This window comes from Polynucleobacter sp. 30F-ANTBAC (genome assembly GCF_018882385.1).
Classification (GTDB): domain Bacteria; phylum Pseudomonadota; class Gammaproteobacteria; order Burkholderiales; family Burkholderiaceae; genus Polynucleobacter.
This window is the reverse complement of sequence record NZ_JACVON010000002.1, coordinates 64,583-90,497: the sequence shown is the minus strand read 5'-3', so window position 1 is coordinate 90,497 and position 25,915 is coordinate 64,583. Positions and strand designations below refer to the sequence as shown.

Annotated in this window: 29 protein-coding genes and 1 tRNA gene; 13 read left to right on the top strand and 17 right to left on the bottom strand. The window is 42.0% G+C overall.

Going from position 1 to position 25,915, the window contains the following annotated elements; all coding sequences use genetic code 11:
* Positions 1–126: 126 nt before the first annotated feature.
* The 8 genes from dksA to gatC all read right to left on the bottom strand — a co-directional run bounded on the left by dksA (position 127) and on the right by gatC (position 7,885).
* Positions 127–543, bottom strand: a complete 417-nt coding sequence (gene dksA / locus ICN28_RS06005; RefSeq protein ID WP_216287067.1) for an RNA polymerase-binding protein DksA — start codon at positions 541–543, stop codon at positions 127–129.
* Positions 544–673: 130 nt separating this feature from the next.
* Positions 674–1,759, bottom strand: a complete 1,086-nt coding sequence (locus ICN28_RS06000) for a GTP-binding protein (protein ID WP_216287065.1) — start codon at positions 1,757–1,759, stop codon at positions 674–676.
* A 51-nt stretch (positions 1,760–1,810) separates the two neighbouring features.
* The gene (locus ICN28_RS05995; protein WP_216287064.1) at positions 1,811–3,016 is read right to left on the bottom strand and encodes a class I SAM-dependent rRNA methyltransferase; all 1,206 of its coding nucleotides are present in this window, start codon (positions 3,014–3,016) and stop codon (positions 1,811–1,813) included.
* Between the two features lie 5 nt (positions 3,017–3,021).
* Complete coding sequence (gene xerC, locus ICN28_RS05990; RefSeq protein ID WP_216287063.1) at positions 3,022–3,996, bottom strand: tyrosine recombinase XerC; 975 nt, start codon at positions 3,994–3,996, stop codon at positions 3,022–3,024.
* Between the two features lie 31 nt (positions 3,997–4,027).
* Positions 4,028–4,630, bottom strand: coding sequence for a DUF484 family protein (locus ICN28_RS05985; RefSeq protein ID WP_216287062.1), 603 nt, complete (start codon positions 4,628–4,630; stop codon positions 4,028–4,030).
* 2 nt (positions 4,631–4,632) lie between these two features.
* Positions 4,633–6,093, bottom strand: a complete 1,461-nt coding sequence (gene gatB / locus ICN28_RS05980; RefSeq protein WP_216287061.1) for an Asp-tRNA(Asn)/Glu-tRNA(Gln) amidotransferase subunit GatB — start codon at positions 6,091–6,093, stop codon at positions 4,633–4,635.
* On the bottom strand, positions 6,090–7,595 hold the full coding sequence (gatA, locus tag ICN28_RS05975; RefSeq protein WP_216287060.1) for an Asp-tRNA(Asn)/Glu-tRNA(Gln) amidotransferase subunit GatA: 1,506 nt from the start codon (positions 7,593–7,595) through the stop codon (positions 6,090–6,092). The genes gatB and gatA overlap by 4 nt, the downstream gene beginning before the upstream one ends.
* Complete coding sequence (gene gatC / locus ICN28_RS05970; protein WP_216287059.1) at positions 7,592–7,885, bottom strand: Asp-tRNA(Asn)/Glu-tRNA(Gln) amidotransferase subunit GatC; 294 nt, start codon at positions 7,883–7,885, stop codon at positions 7,592–7,594. The genes gatA and gatC overlap by 4 nt, the downstream gene beginning before the upstream one ends.
* A 67-nt stretch (positions 7,886–7,952) precedes the next feature.
* On the opposite strand from gatC, the gene ICN28_RS05965 reads away from it, so the two are divergent.
* From ICN28_RS05965 to rodA, 5 genes are read left to right on the top strand one after another with little or no spacing between them, the layout of a single operon-like run.
* A complete protein-coding gene (locus ICN28_RS05965; RefSeq protein ID WP_216287058.1) occupies positions 7,953–8,996 on the top strand; it encodes a rod shape-determining protein in 1,044 nt (347 codons plus the stop codon).
* A gap of 27 nt (positions 8,997–9,023) precedes the next feature.
* Positions 9,024–9,938 carry a rod shape-determining protein MreC gene (gene mreC, locus ICN28_RS05960; RefSeq protein ID WP_216287056.1) on the top strand — a complete coding sequence of 305 codons (915 nt, stop codon included), beginning with the start codon at positions 9,024–9,026 and terminating at the stop codon, positions 9,936–9,938.
* Entirely contained in the window at positions 9,935–10,453 is a 519-nt protein-coding gene (gene mreD / locus ICN28_RS05955; RefSeq protein WP_216287054.1) for a rod shape-determining protein MreD, read from the top strand. Before mreC ends, mreD begins: the two co-directional genes overlap by 4 nt.
* Positions 10,454–10,461: 8 nt before the next feature.
* Positions 10,462–12,381: a penicillin-binding protein 2 gene (gene mrdA, locus ICN28_RS05950; protein WP_216287052.1), complete on the top strand. Its 1,920-nt coding sequence runs from the start codon at positions 10,462–10,464 to the stop codon at positions 12,379–12,381.
* Positions 12,363–13,505 (top strand): rod shape-determining protein RodA, encoded by a 1,143-nt coding sequence (gene rodA, locus ICN28_RS05945; protein ID WP_216287050.1) that lies wholly within the window; start codon positions 12,363–12,365, stop codon positions 13,503–13,505. The genes mrdA and rodA overlap by 19 nt, the downstream gene beginning before the upstream one ends.
* Positions 13,506–13,551: 46 nt before the next feature.
* On the opposite strand, the gene ICN28_RS05940 is transcribed toward rodA, so the two are convergent.
* Positions 13,552–13,833, bottom strand: a complete 282-nt coding sequence (locus ICN28_RS05940; RefSeq protein ID WP_216287048.1) for an HU family DNA-binding protein — start codon at positions 13,831–13,833, stop codon at positions 13,552–13,554.
* Between the two features lie 157 nt (positions 13,834–13,990).
* On the opposite strand from ICN28_RS05940, the gene ICN28_RS05935 reads away from it, so the two are divergent.
* Positions 13,991–14,542 carry a hypothetical protein gene (locus ICN28_RS05935; RefSeq protein ID WP_216287046.1) on the top strand — a complete coding sequence of 184 codons (552 nt, stop codon included), beginning with the start codon at positions 13,991–13,993 and terminating at the stop codon, positions 14,540–14,542.
* Between the two features lie 78 nt (positions 14,543–14,620).
* Positions 14,621–14,794: a hemin uptake protein HemP gene (hemP, locus tag ICN28_RS09665; RefSeq protein WP_216287044.1), complete on the top strand. Its 174-nt coding sequence runs from the start codon at positions 14,621–14,623 to the stop codon at positions 14,792–14,794.
* Between the two features lie 2 nt (positions 14,795–14,796).
* On the opposite strand, the gene ICN28_RS05925 is transcribed toward hemP, so the two are convergent.
* From ICN28_RS05925 to ICN28_RS05905, 5 genes are all read right to left on the bottom strand, one after another.
* On the bottom strand, positions 14,797–15,147 hold the full coding sequence (locus ICN28_RS05925; protein ID WP_216287042.1) for a hypothetical protein: 351 nt from the start codon (positions 15,145–15,147) through the stop codon (positions 14,797–14,799).
* On the bottom strand, positions 15,144–15,782 hold the full coding sequence (locus ICN28_RS05920; RefSeq protein ID WP_216287040.1) for a glutathione S-transferase: 639 nt from the start codon (positions 15,780–15,782) through the stop codon (positions 15,144–15,146). Before ICN28_RS05920 ends, ICN28_RS05925 begins: the two co-directional genes overlap by 4 nt.
* A gap of 20 nt (positions 15,783–15,802) precedes the next feature.
* On the bottom strand, positions 15,803–16,747 hold the full coding sequence (locus ICN28_RS05915) for a ketopantoate reductase family protein (protein ID WP_216862388.1): 945 nt from the start codon (positions 16,745–16,747) through the stop codon (positions 15,803–15,805).
* A 128-nt stretch (positions 16,748–16,875) separates the two neighbouring features.
* Entirely contained in the window at positions 16,876–18,981 is a 2,106-nt protein-coding gene (locus tag ICN28_RS05910) for an alkyl/aryl-sulfatase (protein WP_216287038.1), read from the bottom strand.
* A gap of 104 nt (positions 18,982–19,085) precedes the next feature.
* On the bottom strand, positions 19,086–19,874 hold the full coding sequence (locus ICN28_RS05905) for a hypothetical protein (protein ID WP_216287037.1): 789 nt from the start codon (positions 19,872–19,874) through the stop codon (positions 19,086–19,088).
* A 142-nt stretch (positions 19,875–20,016) separates the two neighbouring features.
* On the opposite strand from ICN28_RS05905, the gene ICN28_RS05900 reads away from it, so the two are divergent.
* Genes ICN28_RS05900 through ICN28_RS05890 form a run of 3 tightly spaced genes read left to right on the top strand, consistent with a single transcriptional unit; the run spans position 20,017 to position 21,266 of the window.
* Entirely contained in the window at positions 20,017–20,328 is a 312-nt protein-coding gene (locus ICN28_RS05900) for a hypothetical protein (RefSeq protein WP_216287036.1), read from the top strand.
* A 4-nt stretch (positions 20,329–20,332) separates the two neighbouring features.
* Positions 20,333–20,596 (top strand): GNAT family N-acetyltransferase, encoded by a 264-nt coding sequence (locus ICN28_RS05895; RefSeq protein WP_216287035.1) that lies wholly within the window; start codon positions 20,333–20,335, stop codon positions 20,594–20,596.
* Between the two features lies 1 nt (position 20,597).
* On the top strand, positions 20,598–21,266 hold the full coding sequence (locus tag ICN28_RS05890) for a cupin domain-containing protein (protein WP_216287034.1): 669 nt from the start codon (positions 20,598–20,600) through the stop codon (positions 21,264–21,266).
* Between the two features lie 85 nt (positions 21,267–21,351).
* Here ICN28_RS05890 and ICN28_RS05885 read toward each other — a convergent pair whose 3' ends face one another.
* The 3 genes from ICN28_RS05885 to ICN28_RS05875 form a co-directional block, all read right to left on the bottom strand.
* Positions 21,352–22,518 (bottom strand): MFS transporter, encoded by a 1,167-nt coding sequence (locus ICN28_RS05885; protein ID WP_216287033.1) that lies wholly within the window; start codon positions 22,516–22,518, stop codon positions 21,352–21,354.
* 131 nt (positions 22,519–22,649) lie between these two features.
* On the bottom strand, positions 22,650–23,411 hold the full coding sequence (locus ICN28_RS05880; protein WP_216287032.1) for a YoaK family protein: 762 nt from the start codon (positions 23,409–23,411) through the stop codon (positions 22,650–22,652).
* A 77-nt stretch (positions 23,412–23,488) separates the two neighbouring features.
* Positions 23,489–23,564, bottom strand: a tRNA-Phe gene (locus ICN28_RS05875).
* Positions 23,565–23,725: 161 nt separating this feature from the next.
* On the opposite strand from ICN28_RS05875, the gene ICN28_RS05870 reads away from it, so the two are divergent.
* The 3 genes from ICN28_RS05870 to ICN28_RS05860 all read left to right on the top strand — a co-directional run bounded on the left by ICN28_RS05870 (position 23,726) and on the right by ICN28_RS05860 (position 25,914).
* Entirely contained in the window at positions 23,726–23,974 is a 249-nt protein-coding gene (locus tag ICN28_RS05870; RefSeq protein WP_216287031.1) for a hypothetical protein, read from the top strand.
* Positions 23,975–24,374: 400 nt separating this feature from the next.
* Entirely contained in the window at positions 24,375–24,671 is a 297-nt protein-coding gene (locus ICN28_RS05865; protein WP_216287029.1) for a hypothetical protein, read from the top strand.
* Between the two features lie 247 nt (positions 24,672–24,918).
* Entirely contained in the window at positions 24,919–25,914 is a 996-nt protein-coding gene (locus ICN28_RS05860) for a hypothetical protein (RefSeq protein ID WP_216287026.1), read from the top strand.
* Position 25,915: the final 1 nt, after the last annotated feature.

Here is a 25,915-nt window from a genome sequence, read left to right as displayed (position 1 = left end):
ACCATGAGAGAAACCTTGCCATTGGGCTAAAAAAAGCCCAATGCAAAGACACAGTAAAAAGTGAGGGGTAAATCGCGACCTACTCAATGCTAATTTCTTTTAATTGTTTAAGTAAGTCGAATGAGATTAATTGCCAAATAATTTCTGGCGTAACTCGCGGCGCTCTTGCGCCTCTAATGACAAGTTAGCAGTTGGTCGTGCCAACAAACGAGGAATGCCAATTGGCTCTCCAGTTTCTTCACACCAACCGTAGTCGCCAGACTCAATGCTAACAAGAGACTGCTCTACTTTTTTAAGCAACTTGCGCTCACGATCACGGGTGCGCAACTCTAGGGCGTGCTCTTCTTCAATAGTGGCGCGATCAGCAGGGTCAGGAACTAAAACGTTCTCACGTAAATGCTCTGTTGTTTCACTAGCGTGCATCAATAGATCTGCTTTCAAAGCCAAAAGCTTTGCTTTGAAAAATTCAAGCTGAGCTGCATTCATATAGTCTTTTTCAGACATTTTTAGAAGATCAGCTTCAGTTAATGGTTTCTTGCTCATTTCATGTCCTTTCGGGACTTATTATTGGTAACTTCGAGCTTTTCAGCTTGCCTACCGACTACCAACCACTCTAAACAACTTAAAATTTATAAATAACCTTGCGCGCGCATTCTACCGCACTCCGTATAGATTACACCAAACACGTTTCAAGACCGCCCAATAAAACATCCTTTGGCAAATCAATTCCGATGAAGACCATTCTTGTTTCGCGCTTCTCACTACCCCAAGGCTTACCTAAGTCCGAACCCATCATTTCATGAACGCCCTGAATAATCACCTTGCGAGCGCCGCCCTTGACATACAAAACACCCTTATATCTCAACATCTTAGCTCCAAATACGGAAAGAATTCCGCCTAAAAAGCTCTCCAACTTATCCGAATCAAAAGGGCGATCGCTCTTAAACACAAAGGATTGGATCTTGTCTGTATGGCTCTTCTTCATGAACTGAACTGTCTGAGTTTGACCATGACCATGACCATGATCGTGGTCATGGGAATGATCACAGTCAGGTCCGTGAACATGGTGATCATGACCACAGTTTTCATGGTCGTGATCATCCTGCTCTAAGAAATGAGGGTCAATATCCAACTTGTCGTTTAAGTTAAAGCCCTTTAGATCTAAAACTTGCTCTAAAGAAACCGACCCTTGCGTAATACCAGTAATTGGAGCACGAGGATTCATGTGCATTAAGCGATGCTTAAGAGCATCTACTGCAGCCGGAGCCACAAGGTCTGTTTTGGTAATAAAAATTCGATCTGCAAAACCAACTTGTTGCTGAGCCTCCTCATGAGCATCCAGCTGTTGATTGCCATGCTTCGCATCAACCAGAGTAACGATCGCATCCAACATGTAATGACTAGCTATCTCTTCATCCATGAAAAATGTTTGCGCCACAGGGCCAGGATTGGCAACACCCGTTGTTTCAATCACAACACGATCAAAGCTAATTTTTTTATCGCGGCGCTGCTCCCAAAGATCATTTAAGGCCACGACCAAATCGCCGCGGATCGTGCAGCAAACACAACCGTTGCTCATTTGCACAATTTGCTCAGATGAATCTTGGATCAAAATATCGTTATCAATATTTTCTTCGCCAAATTCATTTTCGATCACAGCTATCTTCTTGCCATGATTCTCATGAAGAATATGCTTTAAAAGTGTTGTTTTGCCACTTCCCAAAAAGCCTGAAAGTATTGTTACTGGAATTAATGCCATGCTGAAAATCCTTTATTAATCTTTAATTATGCGACTGTCTTTTGTAATTGGCTACACACGTTGCAACAACAGCCCTTTAAGGTAGTCGCCCTCAGGGAAGCTTGTTAAAAGTGGATGGTCTGCTCCAGATGATAAGCGCTTCATAACTCTAAAATCTAAAGCCTTATCTGTACTATGCGTCATTGCTTCAGCGCCTGCCATAGCTACCGCTCTCTCAAACAAAGCAGAGTCCACTGCGCCAGAACAAGAGAATGTCAATAACAAACCGCCCGGCTTGAGTAACTGCATGCCAGCTCGATTAATTTGTCTGTAAGCACCCAAAGCTTTTTCCAAGTGGTGGGATGATGGCGCAAATTTTGGCGGGTCGAGAACCACAATATCAAATTGACGTTCTTCTTTTCTGAGCTGCGTCAAAACCTCAAAAGCATCTGCATCAATCCAGGTCGCGCGGCTTTCATCGAAACCATTGACCTTCATTTGCCTTTGCGCCATCGCCAAGGCTTCGCCCGATGAATCAACAGATGTCACATGCTTTGCTCCGCCCTTTAAAGCAGCTAAAGAAAAACCACCCGTGTAACAAAACACATTTAATACATCTTTGTCTTGGCTGAGCTGGCTGACCAAATCGCGACTATCGCGTTGGTCAATATAGAAACCCGTCTTATGTCCTTTAATAACGTCGACCGTATAAAGAACGCCACATTCATTAATTAAAACAGGCTCAGTTGGCATCTCTCCCAAAAGCGCACCCACATGAGGCTCCAAACCTTCTCGAGATCGAACGGCAGCATCAGACCTCTCAACAATTCGGGAGCATCCGGTTTGCTTGGCAAGTGCATCAACAATGGCTTCCTTCCAATGCTCCATTCCTACAAATAGAAATTGGCAAACCAGCGTGTCTGCATATTGGTCTACAACTAGACCTGGCAAACCATCACTTTCGCCAAAAATTAAACGAATGGCATTTGTATTTTTAACCCATTGATTTCTGTGGCTGATAGCTTTTGTAATGCGTCGTTTAAAAAAAGCATGGTCAATCGTTTCAGCCTCATCCCAACTGATAACCCTCACCCGAATTTGAGATACAGGGCTATATAAACCCTTGGCTACAAACTGCCCTTCATGGCTCAGCACATGAACAGTGCAGCCAGGATATAACTTCCCCTCTAATCGATCCACCGCATTGGAGTAAACCCAAGGGTGGTGACGACTCAACGGGCGCTCTTTGCCGGCTTTAAGAATAACGGTTGCTTGCATGAAAATTAGGACTCTCTCTTTTTGCTTTTTGCTCTTGGATGAGCATGATCATAGGCCTGCGCTAAATGCTGAAAATCTAATGCAGTATAAATTTGAGTGCTTGTAATGCTAGCGTGGCCCAACATCTCCTGTACTGCACGCAGGTCACCTGAAGACTGCAATACATGGCTAGCAAAACTATGTCGCAACATATGAGGGTGCACATGGGTTGGCAACCCCGCCTTCACTGCTAACTCTGCCAAATGCTTTTGAACTGTTCTTGAAGAAACTCGCTTCCCCTGTTTATTAATAAATAAAGGCTGAATCTCTTGGGGTCCACGCTGCAAATTTTTAGAGGTCTGCGCACCACGAACATTTACCCATTCTTGAATAGCCCGCAATGCAGCTGTTCCTACTGGAACAGTGCGCCGCTTACCGCCCTTACCTAAAACCATGACTTCACCCGCATCAAAATCGATCCAGCCAGATGATTGATAGTCTTTTGATTGAATCGGCGCAAGATCAATGCCCAACAATTCTGATAAACGCAAACCTGAAGAATACAAAAGTTCAAATATGGCTTTATTCCTAGATCTTAAAAAAACATCTTCTTGGAGGTCATGTTTTGCCGCGCTTTCAACCAAATTAATGGCGCCCTCAACCGATAATGCTTTAGGCAAAGGTTTCACTCTTTTTGGTGCTTTGATGTCATCTAACGGATTATGTGCAATTAATTTTTTTTGATTAGCCAACCAAAGATAAAACCCTCGCCATGCAGATAACGTTCTAGCAATACTCCTTGGGGCACGACCCTGTGCATGCAATCGACCAACCCAAGATCGAACCTGATCAGAGCGAAGTTTAGTTAACCCCGTCTGAGATTCTTGAAGCTTTTCAATCAGGATTTTTAAATCTTTTTCGTAGGCATCAATCGTGTGTCGCGACACCTGTCGCACCACATGAAGTTCGCGGAGGTATTCCTGCGCGAGTATCTCTTCCATAGTGATGCCTTAGGCAAAAAGCCTAAAGGACTTATCCTTGCTCGCGAAGAATAGCAGCATCAGCCAATTCAGCAATCTGCTCCAAATAAAATCGACCCATATCAGGCATGAATTTTTCTTTAGCGTTGCTAGCAAGCAAAAGCTGCGCATCTACATTTGGCAAATTAACAACCACTAGGCTCTGCTCAGAACCCATCAAATGGTCCTTAAGTGACGCATCACAGGCCTCAACCGAACCACAATAATGAGGTAAATTTTTTCCATCCATTAATTTAACGGACTCAATGCCAAAAATTTCGCCAAGACCGCTTGTAATAACCTCACGCACATCGGATGGCGACTTAGCTAATAACAAACTCTTCAACCAAGCAATCATCAACCCTTGAGTTTTATCATTTTGGCTACCAAAATTTAGCATGGCTGATAAGCGTTGATTAAGCGCTTGATTTTGCTCACGCAAAACACTGAGCTGACGCTCTTGCAAAGAAATCGCTCGATCACCATGTGGGTTTTTTAATTGGATTTCAGCTAACAAGTTAGCGTGTCTTTCAAAAAAACCAGGCGTGGCTTTTAACCACTCGGCAACAAGAGATTCTTGCTCTACTTGATCTTGTGCATTTTTTTCTTGGGACATGATTAGCTCAACTTTTCCGTTAATAACTTATTGACCTGTTGTGGATTCGCTTTTCCTTGAGTGGCTTTCATGATCTGTCCGATCAAGGCGTTGAAAGCCTTCTCTTTACCTGCTCTGAACTCTTCAACAGACTTTTGATTAGCGGCTAGAACTTGATCAATGATCGCCTCTAAAGCACCGCTGTCACTAATTTGTTTAAGCCCCTTTTCTTCAATGATGCGGTCAACGGCATTGAGATCTTGGGCTTTTTCTTCCCACATCACCAAGAAAATTTCTTTAGCAATTTTGTTAGAAATAGTGCCGTCACCAATTCGCTGAATCAATTGCACCATTTGCTCCGCAGATATTGGTGAGTCAGATGCAGAGATGCCATCTCTATTCAAAGCGGATGCAAAGTCACCACTCATTAAGTTGGCAGCGGCCTTTGCTTGATCTTTATTAAGCTGACTTACTAAAGCCTCATAGAAATCAGCTGTTGCTTTTTCTTGAGTTAATACTTGGCAATCATAAGCAGACAAGCCAAACTCAGACTGCCAACGGCTGGCCTTCTCTGCCGGCAGCTCAGTCATTGCCGCTTTTTCTTTTTCAACCCATTCCTTTGAAATCACTAAAGGCAATAAGTCTGGGTCTGGGAAATAGCGGTAATCGTTAGCATCTTCTTTGCTACGCATGCTACGTGTTTCTTTTTTATCAGAATCATAAAGACGAGTTTCTTGAACAACTTTGCCGCCGTCTTCTATCAACTCTATTTGACGGCGAACCTCATACTGAATGGCTTCCTCTAAAAATCTAAATGAATTGAGGTTTTTAATCTCACAACGCGTACCAAATTCTGTCTGTCCCTCAGGGCGTACTGAAACGTTAGCATCACAGCGGAAAGAACCTTCTTGCATATTGCCATCACAGACACCCAACCAAACCACCAAAGTGTGCAAAGCTTTTGCATAAGCCACTGCCTCTGCAGCACTTCTCATATCGGGCTCAGTCACAATCTCAAGTAGTGGCGTACCCGCACGATTTAAATCAATACCGCTGGATGGCTCACCGTGTGGCCCACGAAAATCTTCATGCAAAGACTTGCCTGCATCTTCCTCAAGATGTGCGCGCGTTAAGTTAACTGTCTTAGCGACCCCGTCAACCAAAATATCAACACGCCCACCCTGCACAACCGGAATCTCAAACTGGCTAATTTGATAACCCTTAGGCGAGTCTGGATAGAAGTAGTTTTTGCGAGCAAAGACACTGAAAGGGGCTACGTGAGCACCTACCGCCAAACCAAAACGAATCGCATGGGCAACGGCTTCTCTATTCAAAACTGGCAACACCCCTGGCAATGCCAAGTCCACTGCGCAAGCCTGTCGATTTGGCTCAGCACCATATTCTGTTGATGCGCCACTAAAAATTTTTGAGGCCGTTCTTAACTGCGCATGAGTTTCAAGACCAATCACCACTTCCCACTTCATGCTGCACCACCTTTCGTCGCAAAAGGTGAGAGGGTGGCATGCCAATCCGTCTCTTGCTGATAAGCATGCGCCACCTGAAGCAAGCTTGCCTCTGAGAAGTAATTACCAATTAACTGAAGCCCCACCGGCATTCCGTTCGCACCAAATCCACATGGCGCACTCATCGCTGGTAAACCAGCAAGGTTAGGCGAAAGCGTATAGATGTCTTCTAAATACATTTGAGTTGGGTCTGAAATTTTCTCGCCAATTTTTCCTGCAACACTCGGGGCAACAGGACCCATAATAATGTCGCACTGTTCAAATGCATTTTGGAAATCTTGTGCAATGATTCTACGAATTCGTTGTGCTTTTAAATAATAAGCATCGTAGTAACCATGTGACAAAACATATGTGCCAATCAGAATTCGACGCTTCACCTCTGCGCCAAAACCCTCAGATCTTGAGCGCTTGTACATGTCTAATAAATCATCGTATTGATTAGCGCGATGACCATAGCGCACACCGTCAAAACGGCTTAAATTACTAGATGCTTCCGCTGGAGCAATCACGTAATAAACCGGAATAGATAATTCTGTTTTAGGTAACGACACATCAACGCATTCAGCACCCATTTTTTTAAACTGATCGATGGCCGATTGAATGGCTGATCTCACATCAGCTTGCAAACCATCACCAAAATATTCTTTTGGCAAACCTATGCGCAAACCTTTCAAAGGCAATCCAGCATCTGCCGCCCAAGGCTTACCAAGCTTCGCCGTGAAGTCTTCAGTGGGTCTTTCTAAACTTGTTGAATCTTTGACATCATGCCCTGCCATGGCATTCAGTAACAGAGCACAATCCTCGGCTGTTTTGGCCATAGGACCCGCCTGATCAAGAGATGATGCATACGCAATCATGCCGTAGCGAGAAACTCGACCGTAGGTTGGTTTAATGCCAGTAATGCCGCACAAAGAAGCCGGTTGGCGAATCGATCCACCCGTATCAGTACCCGTTGCAGCCGGACTTAATCCTGCAGCAATTGCAACAGCTGATCCACCGGATGAGCCACCTGGCACACGCATTAAATCCCATGGGTTTTTTACGGCCCCTGCGCTGGAGTTTTCATTGGATGAACCCATTGCAAACTCATCCATATTCACCTTTCCCAAGCAAACCATGCCAGCACCTTCAACACCCAATTTAGCCACAACATGAGCATCAAAAGGGCTCATGTAGTTAGTCAATATTTTTGAGCCTGCAGTTGTCTTCCAATTCTTGGTAACAAACACATCTTTGTGCGCAATTGGAATGCCAGCTAACGTTGATGCTTCCGACCTTGCTAACAAGGCATCAGCGTTTTTTGCTTGAATCATTGTCTGCTCTTCGTTTAAATCAACGAAAGCATTTAAGTCAGCTGTCTCACGAATTCTCTTAAGAAAGTAGGTTGCTAACTCTTCGGCACTAACTTCTTTAGCCCTTAAAGATGTTGATAACTCTTTAATAGTTTTGGTATGCCAGGTCATTCGATCACCTTTGGCACTAAAAATAAACCTTCGTGTTGCGCCGGTGCATTTTTCAAATAGGCATCTCGCTGATCTTGTTCGGTCACACAGTCTTCACGCAACGGCTGCGCAATCGCCATAATTTGTTCGATGGGATGAGCTAACGGCTCAATGCCATTTGTATCAACGGCCTGCATTTGCTCAACCAATTCAAATACTTTTTGCAATTGAGTTAATGTGCTAGTAGCCTCCTCATCTGAGATGGCTAATCGGGATAAATGCGCTATGCGCTTAACGTCTTCGAGATTCATTTGTCCTGCTACGGTATCATTAAAGGGTTCATTAACGTATTAATTAATCTATTTTCCTACTTAAATTATGTTTGGTCTCTTTCGCAACTACTTTTCAAATGACTTAGCCATTGACTTGGGCACAGCTAACACGCTGATTTATATGCGTGATAAGGGCATTGTCCTCGATCAACCGTCTGTTGTAGCTATTCGCCAAGAAGGCGGTCCTAATGGTAAAAAAACCATTTTAGCCGTAGGTCAGGATGCAAAACAGATGTTAGGTCGCGTTCCAGGCAATATTGAGGCGATTCGCCCCATGAAAGATGGCGTTATTGCTGACTTTACGATCACGGAACAGATGTTGAAGCAGTTTATCAAGATGGTTCATGAGACTAAATTGCTTAAACCAAGCCCTCGCATCATTATTTGCGTTCCCTGTGGCTCAACACAGGTTGAAAGACGTGCTATTCGTGAATCAGCCCTTGGCGCTGGCGCTTCTCAAGTTTATTTGATTGAAGAGCCTATGGCTGCCGCTATTGGCGCAGGATTACCAGTTTCTGAGGCTTCTGGCTCAATGGTTGTGGATATTGGCGGCGGCACGACTGAAGTGGGTGTGATGTCCTTAGGTGGCATGGTCTATAAGGGCTCTATCCGCGTGGGCGGCGACAAATTCGACGAAGCTATCATTAACTACATCCGCCGAAACTACGGCATGTTGATCGGCGAGCAAACTGCTGAATCTATCAAAAAGACGATTGGCTCTGCATTCCCAGGCTCAGAAGTTCGTGAAATGGAAATTCGTGGTCGCAACCTTTCTGAAGGCATTCCTAGAAGCTTCACGGTCACAAGTAATGAGATCCTTGAAGCCTTAACGGACCCTCTGAATCAGATTGTGACTGCCGTTAAGGTTGCTCTTGAGCAGACGCCCCCTGAATTAGCCTCGGATATTGCTGACAGAGGCATGATGTTAACTGGCGGCGGCGCGTTACTTCGCGATCTTGATCGTTTATTGCTTGAAGAAACAGGTTTGCCTGTTCACGTTGCTGAAGACCCATTAACCTGCGTTGCTAGAGGCTCAGGTATGGCTCTAGAGCGCATGGATAAATTGGGCGGCGTGTTCTCACAAGAATAAGTTAACTAAGCAGCTACTGACCTATAAGTGCAGCTTAGTTCCCCACCTCTCTTTAAGCAAGGTACGCCAGCTTTCATAAAGCTGGCGGCCTGTCTTCTTGTTAGCTTGGCCTTAATGGTCATTGATTATCAATACAAAGCCCTGGGTGACGTTCGTTCAATTGCCAGCTACCTGCTAACCCCCTTACAAAGTGTCATGCTCCTGCCGCGGAGCGCCATTCAGGGGACTTACGATTACTTGACGAGCAAAGGCTCGCTCGAGGTACAAAATGAAGCTCTGGTTAAGAGAGTGGCGGAATTAACGCTTCTAGCCAATCAGTCTGAGTCCCTCATGTCTGAGAATGCCCAGCTTAGACAGCTAATTGGCATCAAAGATCAATCACGATTTAAGATTTTGATCTCTCAAATTTTATACAGTCCCAGCAACCCATTATCTCAGCGAGTAGTTATTGATCGAGGCGCCAGTGATGGCATTAAAGAAAGTCAAGGCGTATCGGATCATCAAGGAATTATTGGGCAAGTTGTTCGTGTTTTAGAGAACCGTTCTGAAGTTGCTTTATTGGATGATCGGGATATGGTAATACCCGTACAGGTTAGCCGCAATGGCACGAGAGGCGCTCTCTACGGTAACGGCAGGGGTCGTCCGTTAGAGTTACGGCACATGGCAGCGCTGAATGATTTACAAGTTGGCGATGTTTTAATGACCTCTGGTATCGACGGTGTCTACCCACCAGGTTTCCCTGTGGCAACCATTGAAAAAATAGACCGTGATATCGATAAAAACTTTGCTCGCATCCATTGCACACCAGTGGGTGGGGTGAATCGATTTAGACATGTCATGATTCTTTTTTACGACTCAGGATTTGGCGCCAAACCAGCTCCCCCAGAAAATAATAAACCCGCCAACAATAAATCTAATAGCCTCTACAGAGGTAAATCATGATAGAAAGTGGCTACATACTTCGCCCAGCAAGCCCTCTATTTATAGGTCTTAGTTTGTTTGCTGCACTACTACTCAATTTTCTTCCGCTGGGAAGCGCCCCCTGGGTCCCGGACTGGCTTCTACTTTGCATCGTTTTTTGGACCATCTATCAACCAAGACGAGTCGGTGTTATTTGGGCCTTTTTATTAGGCTTAATTATGGATGTTCATAACGCCAGCCTTTTAGGTCAACATGCCTTTATGTACCCTCTCGTTGCCTTTTTTGGGATTCATTGGCAACGGCGTGTTCTCGGGTTTTCAAGACCACAGCAAATTTTGCATCTGCTGCCCCTGTTTTTAACAGCCTCCATTTGGCCATTAATCGTCCGCTGGGTATCAGCTGGCGAATTGCCCATATGGGCTTGGGCTAGCCTATTCTCAGCTTTTGTAGAAGCAGCTCTTTGGCCTGTCGCGGTTTGGATTTTATTGGCGCCCCAAAGAAGGCCAACCGATGTTGACCTTAATCGACCCCTTTAATTTCGGTCATGCATCGCTTTAACAAACCCCAACCATCCGTTCGATCATTTCAAGAGCGCCTTTCTGTCGCGATGGTTTTTGTTTTAATTTGCTTTGCTATTTTGTTGGCTAGATTTGTTTGGCTACAAGTAGTAACCCATCATCGTCATTCTGTCGCTGCAGAAAATAATCGTATTGCCTTAATTCCTATTGCAGCTAATCGAGGCTTGATCACCGATAGAAATGGCATTGTGATTGCCAGAAACTATTCTGCCTACACCCTAGAAATAACACCCTCACTGATAGAAATGGACGTCAATACCCTGCTTGATCAACTTTCCGAAGTGGTTGATATTCAGGCAAAAGATCGTCGTAATTTTTTAAAATTATTTAAAGAGTCAAAAACCTTTGATTCCTTTGCGATTAGGACTCTCTTAACTGATGCAGAAGTTGCTAAATTCACGGCACAACGTTATAGATTTCAAGGTGTTGATATTCAAGCTAGATTGTTTAGGCAGTACCCCTATGGTGAGCTTGGATCGCACCTCATTGGTTACATCGGTCGAGTTTCTCAAAGAGATCGTGAAAAGCTAATTGCTGAACTTGACTCTAGTAAAAGCAATGAAGAGGATTGGGAACAACGTAAAAATATCAACTTATTAGGAATGCCCTATATTGGTAAAGTGGGCATTGAACAAAGTTATGAACAGGCTCTCAGAGGGTCACCTGGATTTGAACAAGTGGAGATTACTGCTGGGGGTAGGGCAGTTAGAACCCTTTCAACCTCCTCTTCAACCCCTGGCAAGAACTTAGTTCTTTCGGTTGATATCAAACTCCAATCGCTTGTCGAAGATCTTTATGGCAAAAGACGTGGTGCATTCGTTGCGATCGAGCCCCAAACGGGAGATATTCTTGCGTTTGTATCCAAGCCTAACTTCAATCCTAATGACTTTATTGAGGGCATTGACGCAACCACCTGGAAAAACTTGAATGAGTCTTTAGAAAAGCCACTTTACAACCGCCCGCTCAAAGGCATTTACTCTCCAGGCTCAACCTATAAACCTTTTATGGCTTTAGCTGCATTAGAGACAGGTAAGCGCGCCCCTAACCAATCGATTGTCGATCCAGGCTACTTTAATCTTGGTAACCATACATTTAGAGATGATAAGGTCGGTGGGCACGGCACTGTTGACATGGCCAAATCAATCGTTGAATCTTGCAACACCTATTACTATCAACTTTCAAAAGATATGGGTGTTAACTTAATGCATGATTTCATGAAACCATTAGGCTTCGGACAAATCACAGGCATTGATCTAATCGGTGAATCAAGGGGCGTCTTGCCATCAACCGACTGGAAAGAACGGACCTTTAAAAAACCTGAGCAGCAAAAATGGTTTGAAGGCGAAACCATTTCACTGGGTATTGGTCAGGGTTATAACAACTTCACCATTTTGCAACTTGCTCATGCAACAGCTAATCTTGCTAACCAAGGCGTGGTGATGAAGCCACATTTAGTTAAATCAATTGAAGATCCAGTTTCTAGAGAAAAGATCATCACAGTCTCTAAAGAAAGTTACAAAATTGATTTAAAGAAAGAAAATATTGATGTGGTTACTAACGCCATGGTTGACGTCAATCGATTTGGCACCTCTGCTGCAGCATTTAAAGGTGCAGGCTATAACGCTGCCGGTAAAACAGGAACAGCACAAGTTTATAGCTTGAATTCAAAAACCTACAACCATGGCGCAACACCTGAAATGCTTCGCGATCACGCTTTGTATGTGGTTTTTGCTCCGGCTGAAAATCCGAAAATTGCTATTGCCATGGTGGTTGAAAATGCAGGTTTTGGTGCAGCACATGCGGCACCCATTGCTAGAAAAGCACTCGATTACTATTTAGAGGGGCGCTGGCCCAAGGAGGTTCCAGAATGGAAAAACGCTCCTTAATTCATAAGTTTGATTTTCTATGGCAAGGACTTGATAAGACTTTAGGTCTAATCGTACTGGCTCTAATCATCATCAGCATCATCACTTTTATTTCTGCCAGCAGCGGCGCTCAAGTTCGATTAATCGATCAAGCAAGAAATCTTATCCTTGCTTATGGTGTGATGTTAATTGTTTCCAGAATCCCCCCTAAATGGTTAGAGAAATCGGCCGTGTGGATTTATACCATTGGCATCGCATTGCTCTTAGCCGTTGCAGCGTTTGGCTTAATTAAAAAAGGCGCGAGACGCTGGGTTAACGTTGGCATTGTGATCCAACCGTCTGAAATTATGAAAATTGCAATGCCTTTGATGTTGGCTTGGTATTTTCAAAAGCGTGAAGGGGTTATCAAAAATATAGACTACGGTGTTGCGGCACTTCTACTCATACTACCCGTCGCTTTAATCGCAAGACAGCCAGATTTGGGAACATCGCTACTCGTTATGGCTGCAGGACTTTATGTCATTATCTTGGCCGGCTTTCCCTGGAAATTCATTATTCCTGTAGTTGGCTTTGGTGTATTTTGCATTCTTCTAATTATTATTTTTGGTGGATACATATGCGAGCCACAAGTGGTGTGGTACGTCTTACATGACTATCAAAAGCATCGCATTTGCACCTTATTAGATCCGAGTACCGACCCCTTGGGTAAAGGTTTTCATACGATTCAATCCATCATTGCAATTGGCTCAGGTGGCTTATTTGGTAAAGGTTGGCTCAATGGCACTCAGGCACATTTAGAATTCATCCCCGAGAAACACACTGACTTCATCTTTGCCGTTTTCTCTGAAGAGTTTGGGCTTTTGGGCAACTTAGTTTTATTAGGTTTATTTACAGCCCTCATACAAAGAGGATTTGCTATTTCTTCAAGTGCACCAACCTTATTTACTCGCTTACTAGGTGGCTCGATCACAATGATTTTCTTCACTTATGCATTTGTTAATATGGGCATGGTGAGTGGCTTACTACCTGTTGTTGGAGTGCCATTACCTTTTATTAGTTATGGCGGAACTGCTCTAGTCACTTTGGGTATTGGTGTAGGTATTCTGATGAGTATTTATCGATACCGAAGATTGGTACAAAGTTAAATAAAAAAAGCCCAGCATTAACTGGGCTTTTTTGTAAGAAAAAATCTTATTTGCGCTTATTAACTGCGTCTTTAAATGCCTTACCAGCTGTGAACTTAACTGTTTTAGCAGCAGCAATTTTAATCGCTTCACCAGTTTTTGGATTGCGGCCCACACGAGCAGCGCGCTTACCTGAGCTAAATGTACCGAAACCAATCAATTGAACGTTATCACCCTTAGTAACAGCTTTCTTGATGGTGTCCATAACGGAGTTAAATGCAAACTCTGCCTTGGCTTTTGATAATTCTGATTCTTCTGCAATCACTGCAATAAGTTCTGCTTTATTCAAGTTGAGCTCCTTTTAAATCTTTTTAAAGTGGGTAAGAGCATACCTAGATATGCTCTAGAAATTGTAACCATTTTTTACAACAAATTAGGTATTTCTATAACAAACATTAAATTTCCTCTAGCCACTAGATATAACTTCAAGTACATTTACAGGCTATATGTTGAGAACTATTTTTAACCCAAGCTTCATACTGATATCGGCACTTTTATATGCTTTGAGTTTTGGTATCAATAGTTATTTTTTGGAGTACTTTAGTCACTCTTTAGGTGTTTCTTGGGTTTTCTTGCCTGCGGGTTTACGCCTGCTACTGACCTTATTATTTGCTACCAGTGGCGCTATTGGTATAGCAACTGCCTCACTGCTCATCAGCACTATTTTTTACTTTGACGACTTGATACTTGGTATTAGTGCGGGCATTACTAGCGGCTTAGCGCCTTTAATTGCGAGGCACTTGGCATTTAAGGATATGGGCTTAACTGCCAATTTAGCTACTCTGGACGGGTCGAAACTACTCAACTGCGTTTTAATTTACTCGTTAATAAGCCCTCTGCTTCATCAAGCAGTATTCACTATTTTAAATCCAGATAATTTATTTTTAGATAATCTCGGCGCAATGATTGTGGGCGACTTACTCGGAACAATCATTGTGATCTATGCCGCAAAGTTCATTATTTTTAAAATTAAAAATAAACACTCTACCATTCGCTAAGCCTACGTAAAACCATCTGCTCTGTAGTGCTATGCAATGATTTAAGATGGCAGCTTCTTTCAAAAGAAGAGAGCCTTTATGCAAACCAAAGATAAAAGTTTCCCCACAAAGGAAACCGTATTAAATGAAATACCTCATGTGATTGATGTCAAGCCACTGATGGGTCAACTCAATTATGTTGATTTACTTCACGAAGGCGAAACCTATAGACTTCGCATCACAAAGTATCGAAAACTTATTCTGACTAAATAAATCTACTCAACAACAATCACATCAGTGATGTAGTGGCCTGTATCTCCAAAGCAGGTAAATGGAACGCCCACATGCTCTTCATAAACTAGGCTGACTCGTTTACCTAAGCTTTGATTGATTTTGGGGAGAATTTTTTCATCTCGAACTGTAAAGTTAAACTTTTCCGTCAGAGTTCCTGGGATATTGATCATAGCCAGCTCTCCCTCCCAAGTTTTACAAATCCATCCCTTTTTGGAGAGCTTTTGCACATAACCAGCTCGTTCACCCATGGAATAACTCCATGTGAGAGTTGCCCAAGTGTACAGAGCAAGTAACAGCAGGGCTAAGATAATCAAGGTGATAAAGCGCTTCATTTTTTCTCCAAAGGAATGTCATTCCAAGTAGGGTATTTTTGCATAACCCCCATAAATAAGGGAGATTCAATATGGTACTTAAGCCATTTTTTTAACTCTTCATATTCTGAGTTTAAAAACCAAACAGGATCCACCATCGAAAACTGTCGAATAAATGGGAATATGGCAATGTCAGCGAGCGTTATGCGATCGGCTAACAAATATTTATTTTTGGTTAAGAGTTGGTTGAGGGGTTCAATAAATAATTCAGTTGCCATAGCCAACACCTTGGAGCGCTCTCCATGACCTGCTTGTATGGCACGCTCAGGATACTTATAAGCATCCAATATTTTTTTAAATGGCCCGTCATTCATCTCAATAAGATCACTTATCTCAGAGACTAAGTCTGTTGGGTACCACACATCCGGATCATTTTGCGCAAGAGCCCACTTCATAATCTCCAGACTCTGATCTATCACCAAATTATCTTGATGAAAAACTGGAACCGTACCCTTTGGAGAAATAAGCAACATGGCCGCCGGCTTTTCTCTTAAAGAGATCTCTCTGATCTCTACAGGTATTTGAGCGTAACTCAATGCCATTCTTGCCCTCATGGCATAGGGGCAGCGTCGATAAGAATATAAAACTGGCGTCATTTAATTATTAAATTTGATTTTTATTTTTGTGTATTTAGCTGCTGATGCTCAAGCATTTTGACTAAGGCATAAACCACTCGGTGAGCGGGCGCTGATACACCATGACTTTCTGCTAAACGAACAATCAAACCATTTAAGTAATCTATTTCAGTTGGCTTGCGCCTCATTAAATCTTGTGCTGTGGAAGATCGTTGACCAGCCATTGTTTGCGCAATTTGCTCATTAATCATGCGAGCCTCATGAGCAGAGATATCTACTTTTTCTTGCTTAGCCACCAATAAAAATTCTGTCGTGAGATCACCAATTAATTGACGGATATTTTCTTGCTGAACCATTTCACCGTAGGTAATTTGTCCGATCGCAGATATGGCGTTATAAGAGCAGTTCACCAAAAATTTCAGCCAAAGATCTCGACGAATGTTGCTTGAAACAACACAAGGAATATTGGCGCTTAAAAAAATATCGGTGACTTGTTGTAATTCTGACGGCTCATGCCCCTGTGGATTAAGCTCTCCAATAATGAGTTCACCTCTGCCAAAATGTTTGACATGGCCATCGCCACCCATACTAGTAGCAACATAGACCACTGCAGGGATAGCGGCATTGGAAATAACCCGCTTCATTCTTTCCGTGTTATCCACTCCATTTTGCAAGCTCAAAATGAGAGCGTCCGGCTTGATCAAGCTTTTTATTTCATGCATCACATTTTCAGTGTCGGGCGACTTCACACAACATAGAACGAGGTCAGCAGAAGCTATATCTTTAATATTGCTACTCGCGTCAATATGAACATGCTCTTGAAAACTTTGGCACTCCATAAACAAACCATTTTTCTTAATAGCTTGTACATGATTCTCTCGAGCAATTAAAAGAACATCTTTTCCGGAGCGCGCCAACATGCCGCCAAAAAAACATCCGACAGCACCGGCGCCCAGTACAGCAATTCTTTTAATTTCTTTTTTCAAGTGGTCATCAAGTATTTGTTTAGTTGATTTTGATTATAGGTTCACTGCGTCGTTTTAAGAACTATAAAAATAAAAGGCCGCCAACTTTCGATGGCGGCCTTTTAAGCATAACCTCTTAATCTAGGTCATTAAACCCCTGCTGAACTTGCAGGCTCTTGAGCCTCCATAGGGTCTTTTGCAGGAGCTTTTACTGGCGCCTTATTTTTAGACTTTGTGCCAGGTATTAATTCAAAATCGGGCACAAAGGTTGTTAATGATGAACGTAACTCATCAAAAGCCTTACGGTCGCCAACAAACTTAACCTTACCTTCAGACAATAATTTGTCAAAAGTAGATTTACCGCCCATAACCAACTCTAAATCTTTACGATTAATCGTGATAGAAAGATTTGGATTTTTGGCTTGCTGACCTTTAATGTTAGTTAATGCTGAGTTACTCATTTCAACAACAAACTTCTCACCATTATCTGGCGTTGATAGATTAATCACGAACTTCTTGCCAGCTGCTTTTTTGCTATCCAAAGAAATACCTAACGCGTTAAGCCACAACTCTGTCGTCATTGCTTTGATCGTGTCCGGCCCGCTTGACTTTGGTGGAACACCAGCAGGCATACCATGTCTTAATTCATATGCAGCAGCCAAGAAACTATTGCGAACGCTTGGACTTTCTTTTTGATAACCAATTTGCTCGTAAACATCAGCCAATAAATCTTTTGCTTCTGTATTTTCTGGCTCAGCATATACAAGCTTATTCAAGATTTCAGTTGCTTCACGATATTTACCTTGATCATGCAACTCTTTACCTTTTTTGATGATTTTCTTTGCCCCACCCATCATTTCGACATAAAGAGGTGCAGAGTCGCTAGGCGACAAAGGCATCAAGGTTGCTGGATTTGCATCCCAATAACCTAAGTAACGATTAATTACAGCGCGGCTATTGTGCTCTTCTGAACCATGATAGCTATGAGCATGCCATTTTGACTTCAAGCTCTCAGGTAAATGGTAAACGTTATGAACTTCATTGATCGTCACACCTTTGTTAGCAAGATGCAGAACTTCATTGTTCAAGTGAGCATACGTGTCACGTTGTGTGCGCATGATTTCTTGAATACGTCCATTACCCCAACGTGGCCAGCTATGCGAAGCAAACATCACCTCAACATCTGTGCCATAACGATACAGGGCCGTGTTGATGTGCTTAGACCATGCTAAAGCGTCACGAACCAATGCACCGCGAAGTGTATAAATATTGTGGATCGTACCGGTGATGTTTTCTGCTGCCCAGAAAGCTTTCATCTGAGGGAAATATGTATTCATCTCAGATGGGGCTTCAGTACCCGGTGTGTTTTGGAACTCCATGACAACACCGTCAATCGTTAAGGTTTCAAAATCTTTTTTGATATAACGACTAGGCTCAATCAGACCTAAATTACCGGATGCTGTGTTTTTACCAATTGATTGGTCAACGTGGCCAAATGGGCTACGCGGCAATAAAACGCCGTATTGGAAAAACATACGGCGGTTCATAGCAGCACCCGCATAAACGTTTTCAGCAATTGCGTGATCCATAAATCCAATAGGAGCAATCACAGGCACCTTGCCGCTTCTAACGTCTTTTTCATCAACAACACCGCGCACACCGCCGTAATGGTCTGCGTGTGAATGAGAGTAAACAACAGCAACCACAGGGCGCTTACCAAGTTTTTCGTTGATTAAGTCCAAGGCTGCTTTAGCTGTTTCTTTGGCAGTCAATGGATCAAATACGATCCAACCTGTTTTGCCTTTTACAAAACTGATGTTAGCAAGGTCAAAACCACGAACTTGATAAATTTTTCCAGGCACTACTTCGTACAAACCATAAGCCATATTTAAAATAGCTTGGCGTTGTAGTGAAGGATGAATGCTGTCGAAATCTTTACCATCTAATAGGTAGTCGTAACTACCAATATCCCAAGCAACGTTACCAGCCTCGGCCATAATTTGCTTGTAAGAGGGTGCTGCAATAAAGCCTTTTTTAGCTTCTTCAAAGTCTTTTTTATCTTCAAATGGCAATGATTTACGCAAACCATTTTGTAACTCAATCGTGAACTTGGAGGGCATTTTGCCCTTCACGTCAAAGTGCTTGCCTTCACGCGCACCTGGATCTGAGATCACACCACCACCGCCAGCAGCGATAGCTGAACCAGCATTAGCCAATACCAGCGCTAACGCCATGCCCTTAATAACTTTTTTCATAAAAACCCTATTTAGTTTATGGAAGTTGTAACTAAGCAAATTTAGTGATTACAACCACCAAGGGCAATTAGCCATGTGGCTAATCAACCCTTACTCATAGGGCATCAGAAATTAAAACCAACCCCAAGGCTAAAGCCACCTAGGCGGGTTTTCTGCACAGGCTCACCGTCTTTCATGTCGTAATAAAGTACTCGGTAACCCAAAATCACATCACCCCAAGTATAGGCTTTGCCTAGTCCAAGCATGGCTTGCCAAGTGCTATCGGTTCGATTGCTCGGAATGGCGACATCTATGTAAAACGGTATATACCAATCTGTTGACGCAATTTGCTTTCTGCCCTTAAGCCCCATAACAGGATCTAAAGCATTCGCTTCTCGAGAACCACTACGATCTGAAAGTGCTAAATTTGGCAAATCCAAATCCCAGCCCACAGTGGCATTAATGTGACGCGCACCCGTAATGGACTCCAAATAAAAATCAGGACGATGAACCAAGTTGTAAGTTAATCCAACTGTGTAGGTTGTTAATTTCAATGAATAGGTTGGATGGATGCCGGCATTGCTTAAATGAGTACCTTGCTTTCCTAGCTCAGCATGCGCTATATCTGCCAAAACACCCCAGCGACCATAATGTGCCTGACTAGAAATCATCACAGCACCATCCAAGTGGCGCAGGACATCTCCAGCCGAAACATCTGCACTTGATGAGCGGCTGGTTGTCGGTGAATCAGCACTGATTCCTGGCAACCATGCATAGGGGGTCACTGAAAACTTCCATTCCTCAGAAATGCTTGGAATAGGTCTTACTTTTTCAGATGGACTATCTGCATAGCTAGATAGTGACACAGTGAAAAGTGCAGCAACCAGTAAATAGTAAAAGTGTAATTTTTTCATGATTAGTTTATTTAGTTAATTCTGCGCATTAAAACATATTCGCTCCATACTGCTCTTATAGCTATTAGCCATTGCCCGGCAAACTTTCTTTAATTACTTTACGATCTAACTTATAAGAATTAAACAAAATAAAGGCTCTAATATGAAAGCATTGCTCATCAATCCAAACCTAAAAGAAGTCACAGAAATAGAAATTGAGCCAACTCGAGAAGCAATTCAAGAGTTAATTGGTTTCAAAACAATAGACTGTGATGAAATTGACTCCAACTTTGATCAACTATTTTTTGATGAAGAATGTTTTATTCGCCAACAAAATCAAGTGGGTCGCTTTAAGGTTGATAACTTGGCACCGGTTGTTGGCATGGGAGTCGTTGTTAATACGGCTGACTCTAAGAGCTTTACCTCACCAAAAGTCAATTTAGCCGACTTGATCAAGAGAGTCACTTTCCTTTAAAGCCATGGCGATCAATCCAGGCAGCTATGTGACTGATATTTCAGATGGCATTGTTTTGATTAAAAATCAAAACACAACCATTGGTTATTGTCGCTTTACATCCTCTGGAGATATTGAATACATTTACGTTAACCTTGCCTACCGCAGGCAAGGTTACGGATCGATACTCTTGAATGAAGTAAAAAAAATAACGGGCAAGATTGGTGCGATACATGACCCTATCTCACCACTGGGTGCAGAATTTTTCAAAGGCCTTGGTATCAAATAATATGGCAATCAACTCAGACTTCACTCAGAAAGTTGTAGTTCAAACCAATGATATCGATTGGATGCCTTCACCAGCCTCTGGAGTTTCAAGAAAATATTTAGACAGAGTAGGCGAGGAGGTTGCTCGCGCAACGTCTATTGTTCGCTATGAACCCAACTCATCTTTTGATGCTCATAGTCATGATGGTGGCGAAGAAATTCTTGTTTTGGATGGTGTATTTTCTGATGAGGATGGCGACTACCCTGCCGGCACCTACATTCGCAACCCACCAAACAGTTCGCACAGTCCCAAGTCTATGGCAGGCTGCACTTTATTTGTAAAGTTGCGACAGTTTCATCCAAGTGATGACGCCATCATCAGAATCGATACCAAAAGCGCGCCATGGTACCCAGGTCTTGTTCCAGGTTTATCTGTGATGCCCTTACATAACTTTGATGGAGTTGGTACAGCCTTGGTGCATTGGGCACCAAACACCGTCTTTAATCCACATGTTCACCCAGGTGGAGAGGAAATATTTGTATTAAAGGGTGTCTTTCACGATGAGCATGGCTCTTATTCTGAGGGGTCTTGGATCCGTAGCCCAAGATACAGCAAGCATGCCCCATTCACAAAATCAGAAGGCGCGTTAATTTATGTGAAGACGGGGCACCTTGATTATCAACTTACCTAAATGAAAAAACCACCCGAAGGTGGTTTATAGAATCTTGATGGCCCGGGGCGGAATCAACCAAGGCGGAGGATCGACAATCTAAAATCTAGCTCGCTCTATTTTCTTTGGGGAAAATAACTGCGCCAACAACCGTAAGTAAACTCAATCCGGCAATCGCTTTTAGCATCAAATCAAAGCCGCCTTGGTTATAAAGAATTGAGACCAATCCCACTGATAGTCCTGCGGCAGTAAAGCCTAAAAAGTATCTTGCCGCATAGGCACGGCCTCTCCACTCATCAGCCGTATATTTACCCAGCATCGTATCGTTCACGGTTACCTGTCCAAAGATAGCGACAATAATAAAACTCGCTAAAACAATTAACCAATAATCACCTGTTGTTGAAGCCAGATAAAGTGTTGGAACAATCACAATCGATAGAGGTAAGAATATATTTTTAAGAGGGTACTTATCTAGCAAGTTTCCAATAATGTATTGAGCAAGAGCTCCAGACAAGTACACAAAAAATGTAATGATTCCCAGAGTTGCGGTATTAGTGGTTAGATTTGAAAGTCTCTCTTGAAATAGTTTTGGCAAAGCGACTGTAATCGCATTAAACGTCGTGGAGCTGGCGATGACCGTTATAACAAGAGATGCCACAACCCAAATCATTACCGACTTCGATACCCGAGCTGAACCTGCTGAAGATTTTTTAACAATTTGATCAACTGATCTTGGAATATTTCGTAGATATAAAAAACCGACAGCCAAGCAAATGACTGCGGGCACTAGAAATGCGATACGCCATCCAAAGTATTGAGTAATAACCCCTGTGATGAGGGCTGAAGAAGCGACTCCAACATTTCCCCAGACGCCATTAATACCCATTTCTTTTCCTAACTTTTCAGCATGAGAAACAAGCATCGCAGTTCCAACTGGATGGTAAATGGAAGCTATCATGCCAATCCATAAGAGCATGACACCTAGTTGAAGTGGTGTTTGAATAAAAGAAACACCAAGAAGGGCGGATCCCATTCCGAAAAAGAAAATAGCCATCATATTGCGACGACTCCACTTATCGCCCAACCATCCTGTAAGCAATGAGCCCGCGCCAAAAGCAATAAATCCCGGGGTAGCATACGGAAGCAATTCCCCATAGCTCATATTAAAAGTAGGGGCAATAACAATCACTGCCGCGGCAAAGATCAGCATGGCGTAATGATCTATGAAGTGGGCTATATTGATATAGGCAATGATCTTTTTAGATAGGCTCATATTTCACACATTAACTATGAATAGTCTAATAGTAGCGTATATGTCGTTTTAAACGCCATCGACCAACACAGGAATGTTTTTAAGATGCTTAATGATGAGGGAATATTGAGGCAGCTAGTATCTGCCAGGGCCTAAGGTGCCCGATCTTTCAGGATTGCCCTAATGTCTCGATATATCTGAAGGCCAGCAATGAAGATAAGAGAAAGAGATAGCGGCACTACTGAAATATAGCCCACCTTTTTAAAACTTATTGCCCCAATAATTCCACCAATTAAAAACATCCCAAAAATGAATAAGTGGGTTTTTAGCCTCGCTCTATTAGCTTTGACATAACCAATCTCGTTAGCTTCTTGTGACTTATTCCAATAAATCAACTTGCCCAGCTCAATTCCAATATCGGTGATAACACCCGTCATGTGAGTGGTTCTAATTTCTGCCATTGAAGCTTTAGTAACAATCGCGTTTTGTAAGCCCATGACAAAACAGAGAAGCAGGGCAATGGCTGGAACTGTTAAAGGCATATGCAGATTCAAGTTCGCCCCAACCAATCCAAATATCAACAGCAAAATAGCTTCCACTAATAAAGGCAAAGCAAACTCACTATGAATTTTTTTTCTATGCCCCCAGTTAACAATAATGGCAGTTGCAGCAGCTCCAAATAGAAATGAAAGCAAAAGTGATATGCCGCCCAAAACAGCCATCATATTATTCAGGGCTAAATCATCACCAATGGCAGAAATAATTCCACTCATATGAGATGTATAACGAGCAATCGCCAAAAATCCTCCCGCATTAACGGCGCCTGCAACGAACGCCATATAAGCGCCCAACTGAATATTGGTTTTGTGTGACCGTTGAGTGCTTGTTAGAAGCTGAATGAACTTAATTGGCATTTAAATAACATTCTACGACTACAGACCCTGATCAATCCCCAAATGAAAAAACCACCCGAGGGTGGTTTATAGAATCTTGGTGGCCCGGGGCGGAATCGAACCACCGACACAAGGATTTTCAATCCTCTGCTCTACCGACTGAGCTACCAGGCCAAGAATCAAGAATTGTACTATATGCTGGCCAGGCTGGGCAAATGTGCCTTACTGTGGCCAACTCTCGTTATGCTACAAGCATCCCATGATGGGTGGAGATGTCTAATCCTGCTGACGGTACAAGTGATTGCGAGTGGTAGGGCAGAGGATTGGGGTTATTATTGGATTTTGGAACCAATATCCTAAATGCTATGACTAAATTTTTTGTTTATCTTGAAAAAAGCCAAATTTATAGGCTTGAGGTTATTGCCAACAATAAAGAACAAGCGAGAAATTTAGCTCTCGAAAATCCTGATAATTTTATTTCAAAAAAAATGGATAGCTCTTGGCATATACATCCCTACGTTGAAACCTCAGCCGAGTCTGATGCTAGAAATAATTGTGGCAATCCATTCCTAAAAGATATTTGAGGCTTATAAGGACATAAAGTGTATTGTTTAGTCAAACTTTAAAAAACATTAACTTATTTGAGGATTGCAAAATTTATAAAACTTAATACATCGCGTCTGTCACCCAAGAATATCTTTCTTTCATAGCATTAAATGCTTCTCTTCTATTTTCAGCGGCTATATCCCAAACGCCCCCCCAATCTAAAACCTGCTCATACTCATTTGTTTTCTTATTACGAGCAAACTCTTCTTGGTAATCACTTTCATATGCAACTAGACAATTACTTTATACGAATACACTTTTAAAGAGCTCAATGATTTATTAAGGTCAGCTTGCGAAGAAGATGAAAATGCAGGGATTCCCACTTATAGCTCTGACACTGGGGCGCCAATAAGTACTTTTGCAAACATTTTAGAAATTATGAAAACGGCAAAAGAAAGCTCTCGAATGGACTCTGACTTTCTTGCGCCTACTGTAACGTTCACTCTTACTGATTACCTTTTTATTCCTTTAGAAACTTTTCTTAAAGATAAATGTAAACAGTACAAAGAACGAACAGAAAATGATCCTTTTAATTCATTAACTGGTGAGCCACAACATAGTTATGCTTCAATGTTAGAAGCTATGAGACTGGCAATTAAAAATATGTCACTTAATAGTTACTCTTCATTTACCAATAGTGATCCAAAGTTTAAGTTATGGTCCCCAAAGAAATGAGGTCAATATGTTATGTTGGCAAATAATCGTACGAAAAGAATCAGCTGAGAATTCTCTAGCCTCATGGACTATCGGACTAGGCGGTACTGACTGGTTAGATAAGTTAGTCAAACAAGGTGGAGCCAAAGACTTAGGTAATATAAGTGGTTTATTTAACTAATAAATCATATTACTTAAACAAAGTGTTGGAACTACTCTAATTAAGAGATAAATTTTAGTTACAAATAAAATATTAAAAAACTAACTTATGAAAATATCAGCCTCATCAATAAAACAAAAAGTTCAAGAAAGAGAGCTTTTGAAAAAAGCTGCTCAAGAAGAGATTAAGGCAGATAAATTAAAAAGAGCTAGGATCCTAGATGATATTTTTACAAGATGTTTAGAAGCTGCAACTGAAGGAGAAACTGAATTAGATCTTGGATATGAATTTGATGATCTAAATGATTCATATAACAATTTATTCGAAGAAAAGGGATTTGATGTTTTCTCTATTCATAGTTCAGATTATGAACTTAGGATTTTGGATTCAAAATTAAATCATCTTGACTATATAAAAAGAGATGAAATAGCAATTGCTAAATCACAAAAAACAATAGCTTCTTTACTTAAATATCTTCAACCACACGCTGTATGTGAGATTGATTTTCATGAAATTGAAGAATTCCTAAATTCAACATTTGATGAAAACTCAAAACTTAAAGGCGATATTTTGGCAATATTCCAAGCATCACTTTTATTCAGTTCAGAATTATTCGATTTTTCAAAGATTTCTTCCGATGAAGAAAAAAAGACTTGTGAAAGATATCTTGATACGATCAACTTAGTTTTTGAAAATTTAAATAATATTTTTTCGTATTTAGATATTCATAAATTTGATATCGATAAGTTTGCCCAAATTATTTCATGGCTAACTCTTAATGAAGATGATGTTTTTAATTATGAGCCAACCAGTGATTATTTCGATACCCTGAGTTTTGGTTGGCTTGCATCATTTCATGGTCAACTATTTCTCAGTGCTTTTGCAAACTCTGTTGAAGAAAAAGTATCCCGCAATGCCACTTCATTGAATCTCCATTTATACAAATTCAGCAGTGGATACAGGATAGAATTTGAAAACAAAGCTGAAACTTACACCCTACTTGACGAACTAGCGTTTGAAGGCTTATTTAAAAAGTTAGGCTATAACGTAAGTATTCAAAGCACTCAGAATGATGAAGTAGATATTCTTGTTTCTTGGAATTAGT